The sequence below is a fragment of the Bradyrhizobium sp. Kon69 genome, from assembly GCF_055807515.1.
The window spans coordinates 17,874-34,031 of record NZ_JBVVOS010000029.1; the positions used below are offsets into that span (position 1 = coordinate 17,874).

16 protein-coding genes are annotated in these 16,158 nt (G+C 62.4%); 12 read left to right on the forward strand and 4 right to left on the reverse strand.

What is annotated here, in order from left to right:
• Position 1: 1 nt before the first annotated feature.
• The 3 genes from AC0L3U_RS30965 to AC0L3U_RS30975 form a co-directional block, all read right to left on the reverse strand.
• Positions 2 to 1,156: a phytanoyl-CoA dioxygenase family protein gene (locus AC0L3U_RS30965; protein ID WP_473364297.1), complete on the reverse strand. Its 1,155-nt coding sequence runs from the start codon at positions 1,154 to 1,156 to the stop codon at positions 2 to 4.
• 90 nt (positions 1,157 to 1,246) lie between these two features.
• Complete coding sequence (gene neuC, locus AC0L3U_RS30970; RefSeq protein WP_473364298.1) at positions 1,247 to 2,440, reverse strand: UDP-N-acetylglucosamine 2-epimerase; 1,194 nt, start codon at positions 2,438 to 2,440, stop codon at positions 1,247 to 1,249.
• Positions 2,437 to 3,183 (reverse strand): acylneuraminate cytidylyltransferase family protein, encoded by a 747-nt coding sequence (locus tag AC0L3U_RS30975; RefSeq protein WP_247290289.1) that lies wholly within the window; start codon positions 3,181 to 3,183, stop codon positions 2,437 to 2,439. Before AC0L3U_RS30975 ends, neuC begins: the two co-directional genes overlap by 4 nt.
• Before the next feature lie 182 nt (positions 3,184 to 3,365).
• On the opposite strand from AC0L3U_RS30975, the gene neuB reads away from it, so the two are divergent.
• The 8 genes from neuB to AC0L3U_RS31015 are packed head-to-tail and all read left to right on the forward strand — an operon-like array spanning position 3,366 to position 10,289.
• Positions 3,366 to 4,448, forward strand: a complete 1,083-nt coding sequence (gene neuB / locus AC0L3U_RS30980) for an N-acetylneuraminate synthase (RefSeq protein ID WP_473364299.1) — start codon at positions 3,366 to 3,368, stop codon at positions 4,446 to 4,448.
• Positions 4,445 to 5,065: a NeuD/PglB/VioB family sugar acetyltransferase gene (locus AC0L3U_RS30985; RefSeq protein ID WP_247290285.1), complete on the forward strand. Its 621-nt coding sequence runs from the start codon at positions 4,445 to 4,447 to the stop codon at positions 5,063 to 5,065. Before neuB ends, AC0L3U_RS30985 begins: the two co-directional genes overlap by 4 nt.
• 12 nt (positions 5,066 to 5,077) lie before the next feature.
• Complete coding sequence (locus AC0L3U_RS30990; protein ID WP_247290283.1) at positions 5,078 to 6,118, forward strand: nucleotidyltransferase family protein; 1,041 nt, start codon at positions 5,078 to 5,080, stop codon at positions 6,116 to 6,118.
• Complete coding sequence (locus AC0L3U_RS30995) at positions 6,115 to 6,927, forward strand: SDR family oxidoreductase (protein ID WP_473364300.1); 813 nt, start codon at positions 6,115 to 6,117, stop codon at positions 6,925 to 6,927. Before AC0L3U_RS30990 ends, AC0L3U_RS30995 begins: the two co-directional genes overlap by 4 nt.
• 37 nt (positions 6,928 to 6,964) lie before the next feature.
• Positions 6,965 to 8,146, forward strand: coding sequence for an N-acetyl sugar amidotransferase (locus AC0L3U_RS31000; RefSeq protein WP_473364301.1), 1,182 nt, complete (start codon positions 6,965 to 6,967; stop codon positions 8,144 to 8,146).
• A 47-nt stretch (positions 8,147 to 8,193) separates the two neighbouring features.
• Positions 8,194 to 8,832: an imidazole glycerol phosphate synthase subunit HisH gene (gene hisH, locus AC0L3U_RS31005; RefSeq protein WP_247290278.1), complete on the forward strand. Its 639-nt coding sequence runs from the start codon at positions 8,194 to 8,196 to the stop codon at positions 8,830 to 8,832.
• 10 nt (positions 8,833 to 8,842) lie between these two features.
• Positions 8,843 to 9,619 carry an imidazole glycerol phosphate synthase cyclase subunit gene (locus AC0L3U_RS31010; RefSeq protein ID WP_247290276.1) on the forward strand — a complete coding sequence of 259 codons (777 nt, stop codon included), beginning with the start codon at positions 8,843 to 8,845 and terminating at the stop codon, positions 9,617 to 9,619.
• A 4-nt stretch (positions 9,620 to 9,623) separates the two neighbouring features.
• Positions 9,624 to 10,289 (forward strand): LbetaH domain-containing protein, encoded by a 666-nt coding sequence (locus AC0L3U_RS31015; RefSeq protein WP_473364302.1) that lies wholly within the window; start codon positions 9,624 to 9,626, stop codon positions 10,287 to 10,289.
• Here AC0L3U_RS31015 and AC0L3U_RS31020 read toward each other — a convergent pair whose 3' ends face one another.
• Entirely contained in the window at positions 10,290 to 11,603 is a 1,314-nt protein-coding gene (locus AC0L3U_RS31020; RefSeq protein ID WP_247290265.1) for an aminotransferase class III-fold pyridoxal phosphate-dependent enzyme, read from the reverse strand.
• A gap of 956 nt (positions 11,604 to 12,559) precedes the next feature.
• Between AC0L3U_RS31020 and AC0L3U_RS31025 the strand changes: the two genes are divergently transcribed.
• From AC0L3U_RS31025 to AC0L3U_RS31040, 4 genes are read left to right on the forward strand one after another with little or no spacing between them, the layout of a single operon-like run.
• Positions 12,560 to 13,777, forward strand: coding sequence for a class I SAM-dependent methyltransferase (locus AC0L3U_RS31025; RefSeq protein ID WP_473364303.1), 1,218 nt, complete (start codon positions 12,560 to 12,562; stop codon positions 13,775 to 13,777).
• A 35-nt stretch (positions 13,778 to 13,812) separates the two neighbouring features.
• Positions 13,813 to 14,226, forward strand: a complete 414-nt coding sequence (locus AC0L3U_RS31030) for a cupin domain-containing protein (protein WP_473364304.1) — start codon at positions 13,813 to 13,815, stop codon at positions 14,224 to 14,226.
• Positions 14,226 to 15,350 (forward strand): DegT/DnrJ/EryC1/StrS family aminotransferase, encoded by a 1,125-nt coding sequence (locus AC0L3U_RS31035; protein WP_247290259.1) that lies wholly within the window; start codon positions 14,226 to 14,228, stop codon positions 15,348 to 15,350. The genes AC0L3U_RS31030 and AC0L3U_RS31035 overlap by 1 nt, the downstream gene beginning before the upstream one ends.
• Positions 15,347 to 16,120, forward strand: a complete 774-nt coding sequence (locus AC0L3U_RS31040; RefSeq protein ID WP_473364305.1) for a class I SAM-dependent DNA methyltransferase — start codon at positions 15,347 to 15,349, stop codon at positions 16,118 to 16,120. The genes AC0L3U_RS31035 and AC0L3U_RS31040 overlap by 4 nt, the downstream gene beginning before the upstream one ends.
• The last annotated feature ends 38 nt before the right edge of the window (positions 16,121 to 16,158 follow it).

Here is a 16,158-nt window from a genome sequence, read left to right on the forward strand (position 1 = left end):
GTCAGATTTCCGCGAGCAGGATGAAGAGGCAGCGGCGCTCGCCCTTGTTGACCATGCCGCCGCGATGCATGCCGTTGCCGTCGAACAGCACGCAATTGCCGTAGTTCGAGGTCGCGGCGAAGTGGCCCTCGCGCAGGCGCGCCACGTCGGGCGAATTGTCCGGCAGGTCGCCGCCGAAGTCGGCCTTCTTGCGCAGGAAAGCCGGCAAGGCCATGAACTTCTTGCGCGCGTCCGGCCGGCGGCCGGAGAAGCCGGAGAAATCGTTGGTGCGGCGGATCATGCCCTCGAACCAGCCGATCTTCGCGTTTTGGCTGCCGCGGATGTAGCAGAACGGGCCGCCATCCGGGCCGATGTCATGGACGTAAATCGCGCATTTCAGCATGCCGTAGGTGGCATCGATGTGCAGATAGCTGCCCCAGGGGTCGGCAAGCTGCGTATCCGGGAACACACGCTTCCAGAATGCTAGATCTTGATCGTTAATCTGCGCATTGACGTGCTTCACGCCGGCGGGGCGGCCCAGATAGGCGCTTCCCGCTTCCATGATGCCGTAGCGCTTGAAGATGGACTCGACGGTCGCGAACGCCTGCGGATCGGCGGAGCGCGTGCACCAGTAGACGTTGTCGTCGAACTTGCGCTTCTCCGGCGAAATGTTGGCGCGGCGCTCGTCGAGCTTGGCGAAGCCCGGATTTGTCACGTTGCGGATCTGCTCGATCTCGTCGGGTGTGAGGTTCAGGCAGACGATGCCGTCGGATTTGATCTTGTTGAGCAGCGCCGGGTTCACCGGCTTCGCAGGACGGCGCGTACCGGTCAGCCAGCCGATCGCGCGGCTCGCACGGATTCTCGCGAACATCGAGACGTAGCGCAGCGCTGTCCGCGCATTGAGACCGCTGAAACCAGCCTCCTTGGTGAGCAGCGGCATGTTGTCGTAATCGACCATGCGACGAATGGTGACGAAGGCGAAAGTGCGCGCAAAAACGTTCAGGGCATAAAGCCGCTCACGCAAGGTGGGCTTCGGGAACATGCCGCCATAAGCCGGGTGCGCATCATAGTCGATCGCAGGAATCGTGTTGCCGCGATAGGGCGGAATCGGAAGTTCACCGATCTCGACGGCGCGGGTCGCCGGCGTCACGTCGGAAAGTGATTCGATCGTCGTCATGTCGCGTTCTCCCGGAACGAGCGCCGTTCGTCTCCGGCGCGCCCCCATCTATACAGCCTGGGGTGCTGCGCAGGCAACAATGGACGGGACTTATACGGCCAATCCAGAGGGTTTCGGTGGAGGTGCTAAATCATGGAAATGCTTGGGGAAAGCGCGCCGAAGCTCGATCTTTCGAAGGGTTCCGGCAATGGCCTCTGAGGCCCCGCCGCGGCCGTAGGGCGGATCAACGCCCGGATCGGGCTGGAACCGGCCGTCGAGGACACGTTGGAGACTTGCGAGAACGGCAGCCGAATCGGCCGGGCAGTCGATGATCGAGGCGGCGCGCAGCCGGCCCTTCTGGCGGTCGCCGATGTTGATTGAGGGCACGCCGACGGCCGGCGCCTCCAGGATACCGCTGGAGGAATTGCCAACCACGGCATCGGCGAGCCGCAGTGCAGGCCAGTAGCGTTCACTGCCGAGTGAGGCGAAAAGGTGAGCGCGTCCGGGTCGCTCCGCGACAAAAGCCGAGATCGCGTCATCGATCGCGCGATATCCAGGATCGGCGTTGACGCCGGTGAAGATGATGCTGCGGTCCTCGACCTCGGCGAGCGCGCCAAGGGTCGCGGCAAGATTTGCGGCGTCCGCCTCGGGCTGCGCGGTGGTCGGGTGCAGCGTCACCAGCAGGAAGCGCTCCGGACCGCCGATGCCGAGCTTTGCGAACAGCTCGGCGCGGGTCAGTGTCGGCGTGCTGTCCGCCAGATCGAGGCCCGGCGCGCCGACGTTGAAAACAAAATCGGGCTGCTCGCCCATCTGGATCACGCGCTGGCGATAAGGCTCTGCCGCAACGAAATGCAAGCAGGCCATTTTCGTGATGGCGTGCCGGATCGCATCGTCGAATGCACCGGCGGTGATCTCGCCGCCATGAATATGAGCGATCGGAATATTGAGCAAAGTTGCCGCGACCGCGGCGGCCAACACCTCGTAACGATCGCCCAGCACAACAAGGATGTCGGGGGCGAGCTTCGGCAGCACCTCGGCAAATCCGGTTACGCCGATGCCGGTGCCGCGCGCTACAGACTCGGCGCGGTCGTCGGCGAGCGCGAGATCGACTTTCGCGGCGATCTGAAAACCGTCAGCCTCGATCGCCCGCCAGGTTTCGCCGAAGCGCGGCACCAGATGCATCCCGCAGGCGATGATGCTCAGCGCGACGTCGTCGGCCGCCTTTAGCCGCGTCAGTATGCCCCGCAGCAAGCCGTAATCGGCGCGCGAGCCCGTGACGACAGCGATGCGGCGGCGTGCGCTCATGTTCGCTGCTGCCACCGCGAAGCATCGAGCATCCCGTGCTCGATGACGTAGGAGGCATAGGCGAGGTCGGCCGCACTCTCGATCTCGATGGAATGCATGCGATCCATCATGATGCCGTAACTCGCGGACGGATCGGCGTAGATCTTGCGATGCCTGCGCATCGCGTCCCAGCCGACCAGGTAGAGTGCGCCGTTCATGGTGACTTCGACGGCCTGATCCTGCCGTCGCTGCGCCGTCGTGGTCAGCATTTTCTCGACGATGCCTCCGATGGAGCCGTCCTTGCCGAGCGTCCCGACGAAGATCGAGGAGACCTCGGTCTCGCGCATGCCGACCACGAGGCTCGCTTTGCGCGCGGCGAAAAGGTCGACGGCCTCGTCAAAATGCGCCGGCGTGGCGAAGGGCGAAGAGGGTTCCAGCAGCATGATCGCGTCGTAGCGCCGCTTCTCGTGCGTCTCGATCCAGTCCATCGCGTGCAGCACCACGTCGTTGGAGGAGGCGGTATCGGTCGCAAGCTCGGCCGGCCGCTCGAACAGCACCTCGGCACCATGCCGCTCGGCCTCGGTCCTGATCTCGGCGCTGTCGCTGGAAACGATCAGGCGCGAGCAGTAGCGGGACTGCCGCGCAGAGATTGCCTTGTAACCGGTCAGGCTGAGGCCGCCGATCTCGCGCAGATTCTTGCCGGGCAGACCCTTCGATCCACCGCGGCCGACCAGCAGGAACAATATCTCAGGCGTTTGCGTCATTGGCTCTCGATGATCCGGCTTCTGTGTCCTTGCGAATCGGCATGATTCGTCGTCCAGCGGGACACCCGCGGGGCCTTTGGACACGCCGCGAGCCGCCCGCCTGCGTTGCTTTTACCAGCGTGCTCGACTAAGACAACCGCTTGATTGGCGGGCGATTTCGCTGCGCCGCGCGACGAAACCCCATGCACCGCCGAACCCTGATCATTGCTGAAGCTGGCGTCAACCACAACGGCGACCGCGCGCGCGCGCTGGCGCTGGTGGAAGCAGCTGCGCGGGCCGGGGCCGACGTGGTCAAGTTTCAGTCGTTCCGCGCCGACAAGCTCGCGACAGCCGAGGCCGCGAAGGCGAGCTACCAGCAGGCGACGACCGGGAAGGCACAGTCGCAGCTCGACATGCTTCGTGCGCTCGAGCTCAGCACTGACGACGAGGTCCAGATCGCGGCGGCCTGCGCGGCCGCTGGGATCACCTACATGTCGACGCCGTTCGACGCAGACAGCGCCACCCATCTGGTCCGCCAGGTCGGGGTTTCAACGTTGAAGGTCGGTTCAGGCGACCTGACCAATGCGCCGTTGCTGCTGCATCTGGCGCGCTTCCGCCTGCCGATCATTCTGTCCACCGGCATGGGGACACTTGCCGAAGTGGAGCAGGCGCTCGGCGTCGTTGCCTTCGGCTATCTCCGCGATGCATCGGCGCGGCCGACGCCTGCGGATTTCGCAAATCTCCTGCTGGATCGCGCGACTTGGACAGAGTTGCGCGCAAAGGTCACGCTGCTGCATTGTACGACCGAATATCCGGCTGATCCGCAATCGATCAATCTGCGCGCGATGGCGATGCTAAGCGGTGCGTTTGGCCTGCCTGTCGGCTTCTCCGACCACAGCCGCGGTATCCACATCGCGTCGGCTGCGGTGGCGCTGGGTGCAACCGTGATCGAAAAACATCTGACGCTCGATCGCAATTTGCCGGGGCCCGACCACCGGGCCTCGATCGAGCCGGACGAGATGGCGGCAATGATCGCCGCGATCCGCGACGTCGAGACAGCGCTGGGAGATGGTCGCAAGGTGCCGGCGCCGGAGGAGATTCCAAACCGCGTGGTGGCACGCCGCAGCCTCGTTGTGCTCCAGCCGGTGCGCGCCGGGGAACGCTTCACGGAAGGCAATCTTGGCGTCAAGCGCCCGGGCAGCGGTATTCCGCCGATCGAATATTGGAGCTATCTCGGCAAGACCGCCCAGCGCGACTACGCGGCCAATGAGGCGCTGGAGCCATGAGTCTGATCGTGCTTTGCGCCGGCGGTCACGCCCGTGTCGTCATCGAGGCGTTGCTGAGCCGCGGCATACGTCCGATAGCCGCGGCCGACGCCGCGCGCATCGGCGAGGTTATTGGCGGCGTCCGGATCACGGTATCGGACGACGACGTCCTGAAAATGTCCGCTGATGAGATCGAGCTCGCCAATGGTCTCGGCAACCGCGCCTCGCGCCGCAATTCCGGATTGTCCGACCGGCGCGCCCTGTTTGAGCGGTTCGCCGGGCCGGGCTACAGATTTCCGGTGATTGCGCATGCTTCCGCCGTAATCGCCTCCGATGTACAATTTGGCGACGGCGCGCAAGTGATGGCCGGTGCCGTGATCCAGCCCGCGGTGCGCATCGGACGGAACGCCCTGATCAATACGCGCGCAGTGGTCGAGCACGATTGCATCGTGGGCGATCACGCGCATGTTGCTCCGGGGGCGGTGCTGTGCGGGGGCGTGTCGGTAGGCGAGAGCGTTCATATCGGCGCAGGCGCCGTGGTGCTGGGCAGCATCAAGGTGGATGCCGGAGCCGTCGTTGCCGCGGGCGCGGTGGTTAGAAAGGATGTCGCGGCCGGCGGATTCGCCGGCAACGAATAGGATGAGTTTGTCATGAAGGGTGCATTCGTCGTCGGTGAAGGTACGCCATTGATCGAGACGCTGCGGCGGATCGATCAGGGCACGCTGCAACTCGCCGTCGTCGAGCGCGACGGCAGGATCGTCGGTACCGTCACGGACGGCGACGTACGGCGTGCGCTGCTGGGCGGCGTCAGCCTTGATGCTGCCGTCAGCCTCGTGATGAACCGTTCGCCGGTCACGGCCTCCGTCGGCATCTCGAATCCCGCGGCGCTCAATGTCATGCGAAAGCATTCCATCCATCAGCTTCCGCTGGTCGATGCGGAGGGACGGGTGGTCGAGGTCAAGCTGATCGACGACCTTGCGCTCGCGCAACAATCCGATCATTGGGTCGTGCTGATGGCCGGCGGCCTCGGTTCGCGGCTGAAACCACTCACGGACGACATTCCCAAACCGCTGATCCGCGTCGGCGACAAGCCGATCCTGGAGACCGTGCTCGGCGGTTTCGTGAAGGCCGGCTTTGGCAAGTTCTTCATCTCGGTCAACTACAAAGCCGATATGATCCGCGACTATTTCGGCGACGGTTCGGCCTGGGGCGTGGAGATCGACTATCTCCAGGAAAGCGAGCGGCTCGGCACTGCCGGAGCCTTGTCGCTGCTGCCGGAGCGGCCGACGCAGCCATTCTTCGTGATGAATGGCGATCTGCTGACGACGGTGAATTTCGAGCAGATGCTGAAATACCATCGCGAGCACCAGGCTTTCTCCACGGTCTGTGTGCGGGAGCATTCGGTGACCGTGCCGTTCGGCGTGATCGATTTCGACGACCATCGGCTGCTCGGCATCCGCGAAAAGCCGACGCAGAAATTCTTCGTCAATGCCGGCGTCTATCTGCTCGACCCCGGCGTGCTGGATCATCTCGATGCCAACGAGGCCGTCGACATGCCGACGCTGATCGAGCGCACCATCGCGAAGGACAAGCCTTCGGTCGTGTTTCCGCTGCGCGAGTACTGGATCGATGTCGGCCGCCTCGACGATCTGCAGCGTGCGTCCGACGAATTCCAGAGGATATTTGGATGAGCACCGAACGCTCGCTCCGCGAGATGATGTCGCTTAACGGCCGCATCGCTGTTGTCACCGGCGGCGCCGGCCACATCGGTCGCGCGATCGCGGCAGGTCTCGCCGAACTCGGCGCCGCCATCGCGCTGGTCGATATCGCGGCGTCCGCGGGCATCGAGGCCGCGGCGAAGCTCGCCGCCGATCACTCCGTCAAGGCTACGATGTTCGATTGTGATTTCGAGCAGGGCGACGCCGTAAAGGATCTGCCGCGCCGGGTGCGCGAGGTCTTCGGGGGCATCGACATCATCGTCAATTGCGCAGCCTTCGTCGGCACCAGCGGGCTCGAGGGTTGGGCGGTGCCGTTCGAACAGCAATCGGATGCGACCTGGCGCCGGGCGATCGAGGTCAACCTCACCGCGCCCTTCGTGCTGATCCAGGCCGCGGCGGAGGACCTCGCCAAATCGGGCCATGGCAGTGTGATCAATATTTCCTCGATCTACGGCCTCGCCGGGCCCGACTGGCGGCTCTACGAAGGAACGGCGCTCGGGAACCCGGCCGCCTATGCCGCGAGCAAGGGGGGGCAGATCCAGATGACGCGCTGGCTGGCGACCACGATGGCGCCAAAAGTGCGGGTCAATGCGGTCGCGCCCGGGGGGGTCTTCAGGGCCACGCCGGAGCCGTTTTTGAGCCGCTATGTGGCCCGGACGCCGCTTGCCCGCATGGCACGCGAGGACGATATGAAGGGCGCTGTGGCCTACCTTGCGAGCGACCTGGCAGCCTACGTCACGGGCCAGTGCATTGCGGTCGACGGGGGGTGGACGGCGTGGTAAGCCAGCAGCAAATCATGCAATTGCAGGAATTTCCGAAATGTTGAGCTGTAGTAAGTGCTTACTGCCGGAAACGGCAGAGGCAACATCGTTCGACGAGACCGGTTCGTGCAGCGTCTGCGCCCAGATCGAGGTCCGTGACACCCAGATCAATTGGGACGAGCGCCACGCCCAGATGATGGAACTGGTTGCGCAATACCGTGACAAGGGTCTGTACGACTGCATCGTGCCCTATTCGGGAGGCAAGGACAGCGTCTTCCAGCTCTGGTACGTCGTCAAGAAGCTCGGTCTCAAGCCGTTGGTGGTGCGCTTCGACCACTGGTTCTACCGTCCGCTGATCGAAGAGAACAACACCAGCGTGTTCAAGCAGCTTGGCGTCGACGTGCTGAACTTCACGCCGAACTGGCATGTGGTGCGTGAGCTGATGCTGGAATCGCTGAAGCGCCGTGGCGACTTCTGCTGGCACTGTCATACCGGCATCTATGCGCACACCATGCAGATCGCGATCCGCTACGAGACGCCGTTGCTGTTCTGGGGCGAGAGTCTGGCCGAATACCAGTCGTTCTATTCCTACGACGAAATGGAAGAGGTCGACGAGAAGCGCTTCAACCGCGCGATGAATCTCGGCATCACCGCCGACGACATGTACGAGTTTTTGGGGGGCCGCGTCGCCAAGCGCGACCTCTATCCCTTCGTCTACCCGCCGCGCAAGGAGTTGATGCGGATCAAGTGCCGCTCGATCTGTCTCGGCAGCTACATCAAGTGGGACACCAAGAAGCACGTCGAAATCATCAAGCGCGAGCTCGGCTGGAAAGGCCAGGAGGTCGAGGGCATTCCGCCGGAGTACGATTACGAGAAGATCGAGTGCTTCTTCCAGGGCGTGCGCGACTACCTGAAGTACATCAAGCGCGGCATGGGCCGGACCAACCATCTCGCCAATATCGACATCCGCAACAAGCGCATGACCCGCGAGCAGGGGGAAGCGCTGGTGCGCGAGTTCGACGGCAAGCGGCCGCCGAGCCTCGATCTGTTCCTCGACTATCTCCAGCTCACGGAGGAGCAGTTCCTGGGGATAGCGATCAAGCACGAGGTCAGCCCGTGGCAGTTCGCGCCGAATACGGTCGAGCCGGGTCGCCGCATGCCGGACATGGACAAGTGGAACAACACGCAGGTGCCGTGGCCGAACCATCCCGGCGTCGAGATCGGCGGCGGCAAGGGATAGGCAAAGGTTGATGGGAGGCGCGGAGACCGCGCCCGGGGGAGCAGGCGATGTCAGGCGTAGCGATCGTCGATTACGGCATCAACAATGTACGCTCGGTGAAGAACGCCGTCGAATATTGCGGCTTCGATCCGGTCGTGACCCATGACGCCGACGCGATCGCGGATGCTTCCCACGTCATCCTCCCCGGCGTCGGCGCGTTCGGCGACGCGATGAGCAACATCCGCGCCCGTGGCATCGACGAGATGCTGGAGCGCCAGGTCCGCGAGAAGGGCAAGCCTTTCCTTGCGGTGTGCCTCGGGATGCAGCTGCTCGCCAACACGTCGGAGGAACATGCCGACGACGGCGTGGCGCATCGTGGGCTCGGCTGGTTCGATGCCGACGTCTGGCGGCTGTTGCCGAACGATCCCGCTTTGAAGATCCCGCATATGGGCTGGAACATGGTGGCGAAGGAGCGTGACCATCCGATCCTCGCCAACATCCGCGAGAGCAATCTGGCGTTCTATTTCGTGCACTCCTTCGCGATGCGTTGCAGGGATGCGGGCGACGTGGTCGGCTTCGCCCAATACGGCCAACCGGTGACCGCGGTCATCGCGCGGGACAATATCGCCGCCACGCAGTTCCATCCCGAGAAGAGCCAGGACACCGGGATCGAGCTGATGAGCAATTTCCTGCGCTGGAATCCCTGAAGCCTTTGCGATGCTGAAGAAGCGCCTCATCCCGAAATTTCTGCTGCGCGACGGCAGGCTCGTCAAATATGTCCGCTTCTTCGAGAACGAGCGCGTTGCTGGCAATCCGGTGACGACGGCGAAGGTCTATAACGACTACGGGGTCGACGAGTTGATTGTGCTCGACATCGTGCCGAGCGCGGCCTCGCGCGGCCGCGTCGTCGACATCATCGAGCGGATGTCGGAAGAGATCTTCATGCCCTTCACGGTCGGCGGCGGGGTCAAGACACTCGACGACGTCAACATGCTGCTCCGTGCCGGAGCCGACAAGGTCTCGGTGAATTCGGAGGCGGTGCGGCGCCCGGAATTTCTACGCGAGGCTGCACGCACCTTCGGCGACCAGTGCATGACGGTGTCGATCGACTACAAGAGGATCAGTCCCAATCACGCCAGCGTATTCATCGACGGCGGCCGCGAGCATGCCGCGCTCGATCCGCTCGAATGGGCGCAGCGCTGCGAGGACCTGCATTGTGGCGAGGTGCTCCTCGGCTCGATCGATCGCGACGGCACCATGAGCGGTTACGACCTCGAACTGATCCACAAGGCGGCAAGCGTCCTGAGCGTGCCGCTGATCGTCTCAGGCGGCTGCGGTTCGCTCCAGCATGCGATCGACGCGCTCGAGGCCGGAGCGTCGGCGGTAGCGATCTCCTCGATGTTCCTCTTTACTGACCACAGCCCGATCAAGCTGCGCAGTCATCTGTTCTCGCGCGGTCTGGACGTGCGCGCCAGCTTCTCGAGCAGGAATTAGGACGATGCAGCTTTCGCTGGCCCGTACCGATCTTGTCCACTATGTGCGAAAGCAGTTCGAGAACTTGTTTCCTGATGGCGCACACCTCGGCGATCTCCCGAAATTCGTTGAGCTTGCGCTCGGCCGGATCGATCATTGCTTTTCGCGGGTGCGGCTGAAGGGATTCTCTGCGAACGGCGAGGCGCGATTCTCGCACTGCCACTCCGACCAGTACGCGATCTTCCTTTACTATCTCGCCAATTCGGCCTTTCGCGAACGGCCCGGCCACCCCATCGCGGACAAGGCCTACGCCTTGAACAAGGCGCTGCACGCGCTTGACGCGTTCTACGAGGTCGAACTTCCCGACGTGTTTGCGGTCCAGCATCCGGTGGGCACCGTGCTCGGTCGCGCCACCTACTCGGATTACTTCATCTGCTACCACAATTGCACGGTGGGCGCGAACCTCGACACTGACTATCCCTCGTTCGGGCGCGGCATCGTGATGTATGGCGGCAGTCGCGTCATCGGCAAGACCGAAGTGGGCCAGAACTCTTTCGTCTCGACGGGCGCGATCGTAATCGACGGCGGCACGCTTGCCGCCGACAGCGTCTTGCATGGTATTTATCCGAAGGCAGCGCGCTCGCCGACGTCGCGCAACGTGGTGCGCGATATCTTCGGGGTGACGAGCTGATCAGGTCAGACGCTTGAACCCGGAGTGAGCGACGGGGCCGCGCAGCAATTGCCTGACGGCCTGCTGATCCACCGCCGTGCGCAGCTCGCGGAATACCTCGCCCACCGTTTCCAGGTAACGGTCGATATGGGCGTCGGTGTGCGACCACATCGCGTAGAACGAGCCGGTGGCGAGGATGCCGCGGTCCAGCATCATCTGCGTGAACAGCGTGCGCACCTCCTGCGCGTCGGGCAAATCGAAGGCGAAATGGCCGAGCGGCGAGATGCCGAAGACATGCAGCGGCAGGCCGGTGGCCTGTGACGCCTCGGTCCAGCCCTTCTGGATGCGCGTGCCGATCCGCATCAGATGCCGCGCGACGTTTTGCTCGCGATGCTTGCGCAAGGTGGCGAGCGCCGCGACCGGGCCGACGCGCTCGGTCCATGCCGTCGAGCTGACGAAGGTTTCCTGCGCAGCGTCCATCACCGAGGCGCGGCCGATGATCGCGGCCATCGGGAAGCCGTTGGCGATGGCCTTGGCAAACACGGCCATGTCAGGATCGACGTCATAGGCGAGATGCGCACCGCCGGAATTGATGCGGAAGCCTGAAGTCACCTCGTCGAAGATCAGTGCAGCGCCGCAGCGGTCGGCGAGCGCGCGGATACCCTTGATGAAGGCCGGTTCGGGCTCACTGGAGCGCACCGGCTCCATCACGATAGCGGCTAGCCGTTCGCCATGGGCGGCGACGATCGCCTGGATCTCGTCGAGCTTGTTGAAATGGAATGGATGCATCAGGCCGGCGAGACTACGCGGCACACCCTTGGTATCGAGGCCCGGCAGCAGATGGCCGTCGAGCGCTGTCGTCTCGCCAAGATTGGCGCTAAGATACCAGTCGTGCCAGCCGTGATAACCGCAGAACGCCACCATGTCGCGGCCGGTCGCGGCGCGCGCGATGCGAACCGCAATCGCCATGGCCTCGCCGCCGGCGCGCCCGAAGCGCACCATGTCGGCCCAGGGATGCAGCTCGACCAGGAGCTCCGCCAGCTCGATATCCTCGGCGCAATTCAAGGTCGACATCGAGCCCATGTCGATTGCCGACTTCACGGCGGCGTCGACGTCGGGATCGGCGAATCCCAGAATGGTGGCGCCAATGCCGCAATAGCTCATGTCGAGATAGGTCTTGCCGTCGAGGTCTGTGACCTCGGCGCCCTTGGCCGATTTGAAATAGGTCGGCCATTGACCGGGAAGGAACATCTCCGGACGCTTCGATAGCAACTGGGTGCCGCCGGGCATAACGGCACGGGCACGCTCGTAGAGCGCTCGAGCGGAATTAGACATTGCGCTTCTCCAATACGGTCGTGCGATCTAGATCGATACCTCAAAGCGACACCGGCTTGCAAGGAGCTCTGGTGCCTTAGCAGAAGGGGCGCGTTGCAACGTTAAGGTGCCGCAAGCCGGGCAGATGAAGCGCGGCTCAAGATCCGATAGCCGCAGTCGTCAGACGATCCATCTGCGCTCAGGACCGCGTCGTGGCCGCAGCGATAGTCGGCGCTGTTAGCGAGGACGTCGCGCTCGTCCATTGCGCGCATCTGCCGAGAGTGATCCTCACCGGGCAACCGTCAGCGCGTGCCTGCCGGAGTCGAGTTGAGATCATCGCGTCATCGACGACTCGCGATCTCGTCGGCGGAAAGTTGATAGTTCCCCGGCAATCCAATAGCGCATCAATGCGGATGCTGAGGCCCACTCACGGGCAGTGGTTCATCTCGCGAAGCTCGACCGCGAACCTCGAACGGCGGGCCGACGCTGCCTTTACCCAACTGGCTTTTCTCTCACCAGTCATGGTTTCCGGCGTTAGTGCGAGGATATTGGTGGTTGCGTGTCTCCAAACTAGGACCATTGCGTGAGCGCCTGATTGCGGTGTTTAAATACCAACTGGTGAGAATTTAGATCGCGTCTTAGATCTTATGTTCTTGAAATGTTCTAGTGATACGCCACTTGATCCATCGGATCGTTGTCCTAGGGAGTAGACCGGAACCGAATGCGGAGGCCGCACTAAGCGGTTCTCAGCGCCAATTGAGAGCGGTGGAGGTCAGCTGAACCGGAATTGGCATCCTACGGCATTATTTGGGCGATCCGCGAGGCTAGAGTTTGGGCCAATCCAGGCCCTCCAACCCTCTCGATTTTACGGAGGAAGTGTGTTCTTAGAGCCCAGTCCCCCGGCTGGAGTCGCGGAACTGGCGACTGCCTTCAACCCCTGAATGATGGGCCGACCTATGTTTGTAAAGAATTGCCGCATGTGCGCGAGCGAGCGTCTCGCGCTCTTTCTCGACTTGGGAGAGATGCCGCCGGCCGACCAGTTCCTGCACAAACACCAGCTGAGCGAGCACCGGGATGCGTACCCACTGCAGGTCGCGGTCTGCGAAGACTGCGGGCTGATCCAGCTCAACTATGTCGTGCCGCCCGAGATTCTCTACTGCGACGACTATCCCTATGAATCCTCAACCACCTCGGCCGGCCGCCGGCATTGGGGGGAGTTTGCTCGCACCACGACGCGCCTGCTCGGGCTAACCAAGGATGATCTGGTCGTCGATATCGGCAGCAACGTCGGCGTGCTCCTGCAGATGTTCAAGGGGGAGGGCACTAAGGTGCTCGGCGTCGACCCGGCCGCCAACATCGCGGAGATCGCCAACAAGAACGGCATCGAGACTGTCGCCGCGTTCTTCAACAGCGAAAGCGCCAAGGAGGTCGTTGCCAGCAAGGGGCAGGCCTCGGTCATTACCGGAACCAATGTCTTCGCTCATGTCGGCGATCTGCATGATTTGATGCAGGCCGTCTCTATCCTGCTCGCCGAGCGCGGCACCTTCATCATCGAGGCTCCTTATTTCCTCGAACTTCTGCACAGCCTCGAGTACGACACCATCTATCACGAGCACCTGTCCTATCTGTCGGTGAAGCCGCTGGTGCGGTTCTTCAAGCAGTTCGGCATGGAGATATTCGACGTGCAACTGCGCGACATCCATGGCGGTTCGATCCGCCTGTTCGTACGCAGGATCGGCGTCTCGTCCAGCCCGGTCGCTCCGATCGTCGAACAGATGCTGGCCAACGAAGAACGCGAGAAAATCTACGAGCTGGATACCTTGCGGAAGTTCGCGCAGGGCGTCGCCAACAACCGCCTGGCGCTTCGGGCGATGCTGACCGGCCTCAAGCAAAGCGGGAGCAAGATCGTCGCCGTGAGTGCGCCGGCAAAGGGAATGACTCTGCTGAATTATTGCGGACTGGGCGGCGATTTCCTCGACTTCGTCACCGAGAAGTCGAGGCTGAAGCTCGGCCGTTACACGCCGGGGATGAGCATTGAAGTCGTTTCGGACGATATGTTACTGAAGCACCAGCCTGATTATGCGCTTCTGCTGGCCTGGAATTTTGCCGAAGAAATCATGAACAATCTGAAGGAGTTTTCAGATCGAGGCGGCAAGTTCATCATCCCGATTCCGACGCCCAGGATCGTCGGCTGACATCTTTCCAACTAGTTCCTGCCAGGCAACTCAACTTGCCGTCGGCAGCAGGGAGTCATGAGATGAATTTAAAAAAGCTTCCGATTTCCTTTGCGGATACGCGCGGGGAAATCATCGACGTGCTGCAGCGGGAGCCCATCGAGTATGCGACCATCATTCACAGCCGGAAGGACGCGGTTCGCGCCAACCACTATCACAAGGAGACGTGGCAGTGGCTGTACGTGCTGTCGGGGAAGCTTCGCACCGTTTCGCAAATGCCGGACCAGGCGCCAGTCGAGGCGATCATGGGGCCTAACGATCTCATCCTCAGCGTCCCCCACGAGCGGCACGCTTTTGAGGCGCTGGAAGACACAACCTTTCTGGTGCTGACGCGCGGCCCGCGCGGCGGCGAGGAATACGAGAAGGACACCTTTCGTCTCGACATCCCCCTGATCGCACCGAGGTCGTAATGGAAGCGGCCCCGTTCATTCCAGTCTCCGAGCCCCTGATCGGAGACAACACGGCTCCCCTCGTCAACGAGTGCATCGAAACCGGATGGGTTTCCTCGGAAGGGCGTTTCATCCAGGAGTTCGAGCGGAAATTTTCGCAGTTTTGTGGCGCCGCGCACGGTGTGGCGGTCAGCAATGGCACCACAGCCCTTCAGGTCGCCATGAAGGCATTGAGTCTCGAGCCCGGCTCCGAGGTCGTCATGCCCTCCTACACCATCATCTCCTGCGCTATCGCGATCCTGGAAGCCGATTGCGTGCCGGTGCTGGTGGATTGCGATCCCGAAACCTGGTGCATGGATCTCGATCAGGTTGAAGCCGCGATCACGCCGCGGACGCGCGCGATCATGCCGGTGCACATGTTCGGGCATCCCGTCGACATGCGTCGCGTCATGAAGCTTGCCGCCAAGCACGATCTGCGCATCATCGAGGACGCCGCCGAGGCTCACGGTGCGGAAGTCGAGGGCCGTCGTGTCGGCAGTTTCGGCGACATGGCCTGCTACAGCTTCTACGCCAATAAGATCGTGACCACAGGCGAAGGCGGGATGGTCGTTACCAGCAGCGACCACTATGCCGGCCGGCTGCGCTCCCTGCGCAACCTTTGCTTCCGCCCGGAGCGACGGTTCTATCACACCGAAATCGGTCACAATTATCGCCTGACCAATCTGCAGGCTGCGATCGGCGTGGCTCAGGTCGACCGCGTCGAAGATCATATCCGGCGCAAGCGAAAGATGGCCGTCGCGTATTATGAACGGCTGTCCGATCTGGCGCAGATCAAGTTGCCGATCGAGCGGGAATGGGCAAAGAACGTCTACTGGATGTATTGCCTGATCCTCGCCGATGACGTTGGCTTTGACGCCGTCGAGTTCGCGAAGCGCCTGCGTGCAAAGGGGATCGACACGCGGCCGCTTTTCCTCGGGATGCACGAGCAACCGGTCCTGCGCGAACGAGGCCTTTTTGCCGGAAGCAGCAGCTATCCGGTGACGGAGCGGCTGGCGCGCCGCGGCCTGTATGTTCCCTCTGGACTTGGCTTGACCGAGGCGCAGATCGATCGCGTCAGTGCCGCGGTTCGTGAGGTTCTTTCGTGACAGGCGTCTTCAACGACTCGTATGCGGCGACCTATGACACTGTCTACGCCGAAAAGAACTACGCCGCCGAATGCGAGGCGGTGGAGAACTTAATCGCGAAATTCAGGCACGGCGAGATCAGAAAATTGCTCGATCTTGGCTGCGGAACCGGCAAGCATGCCGTGATCTTCGCAGGCCATGGTTTCGACGTCACCGGCGTCGATCAATCCGAACCGATGGTGGCGCGCGCGCGCGATCGCGCATCGCACATGAAACTTGGCGCCAATCCGAAATTTTTTTCCGGCGATATCAGGAATTTCTCGGGCAAATCACCGTTCGATGCGGCCCTGATGAATTTCAACGTCATCGGTTATATGACCAGCAATGACGATGCGCTGGGCGCGCTCGGCGCGGCGCGGAAAAATCTGCGGCAGGACGGATTGCTGATCGCAGATTTCTGGTACGGGCCAGCCGTGGTCGTGGATCCGCCGGGTGAGAACACCCGAAGGTTCGAGACTGGCGACGCGGTCGTCGTCAGGTCGTCTTCAGGCCTGCATCTGCCTGACAGCCAGCGCTGCGAAATCACGGTCAAGGTCACGCGCTCGCAAGATGACACGGTCCTTGAACAAGCAGAAGAGACCCATCAGGTTCGGTATTTTTTTCCGCTGGAGCTCGAACTGATGCTTCGGATCAGCGGATTCAAGCTGCTGGCGCTGACCGGTTTCCCGGACATCAATGCGCCCGCGAGTTGCCGTAAATGGGCTGCAGTGATGGTCGCGGTCGCGGTCTGATGCTTTTGCCGAGCAGGCTATTTAGGAAAGCGACCGGA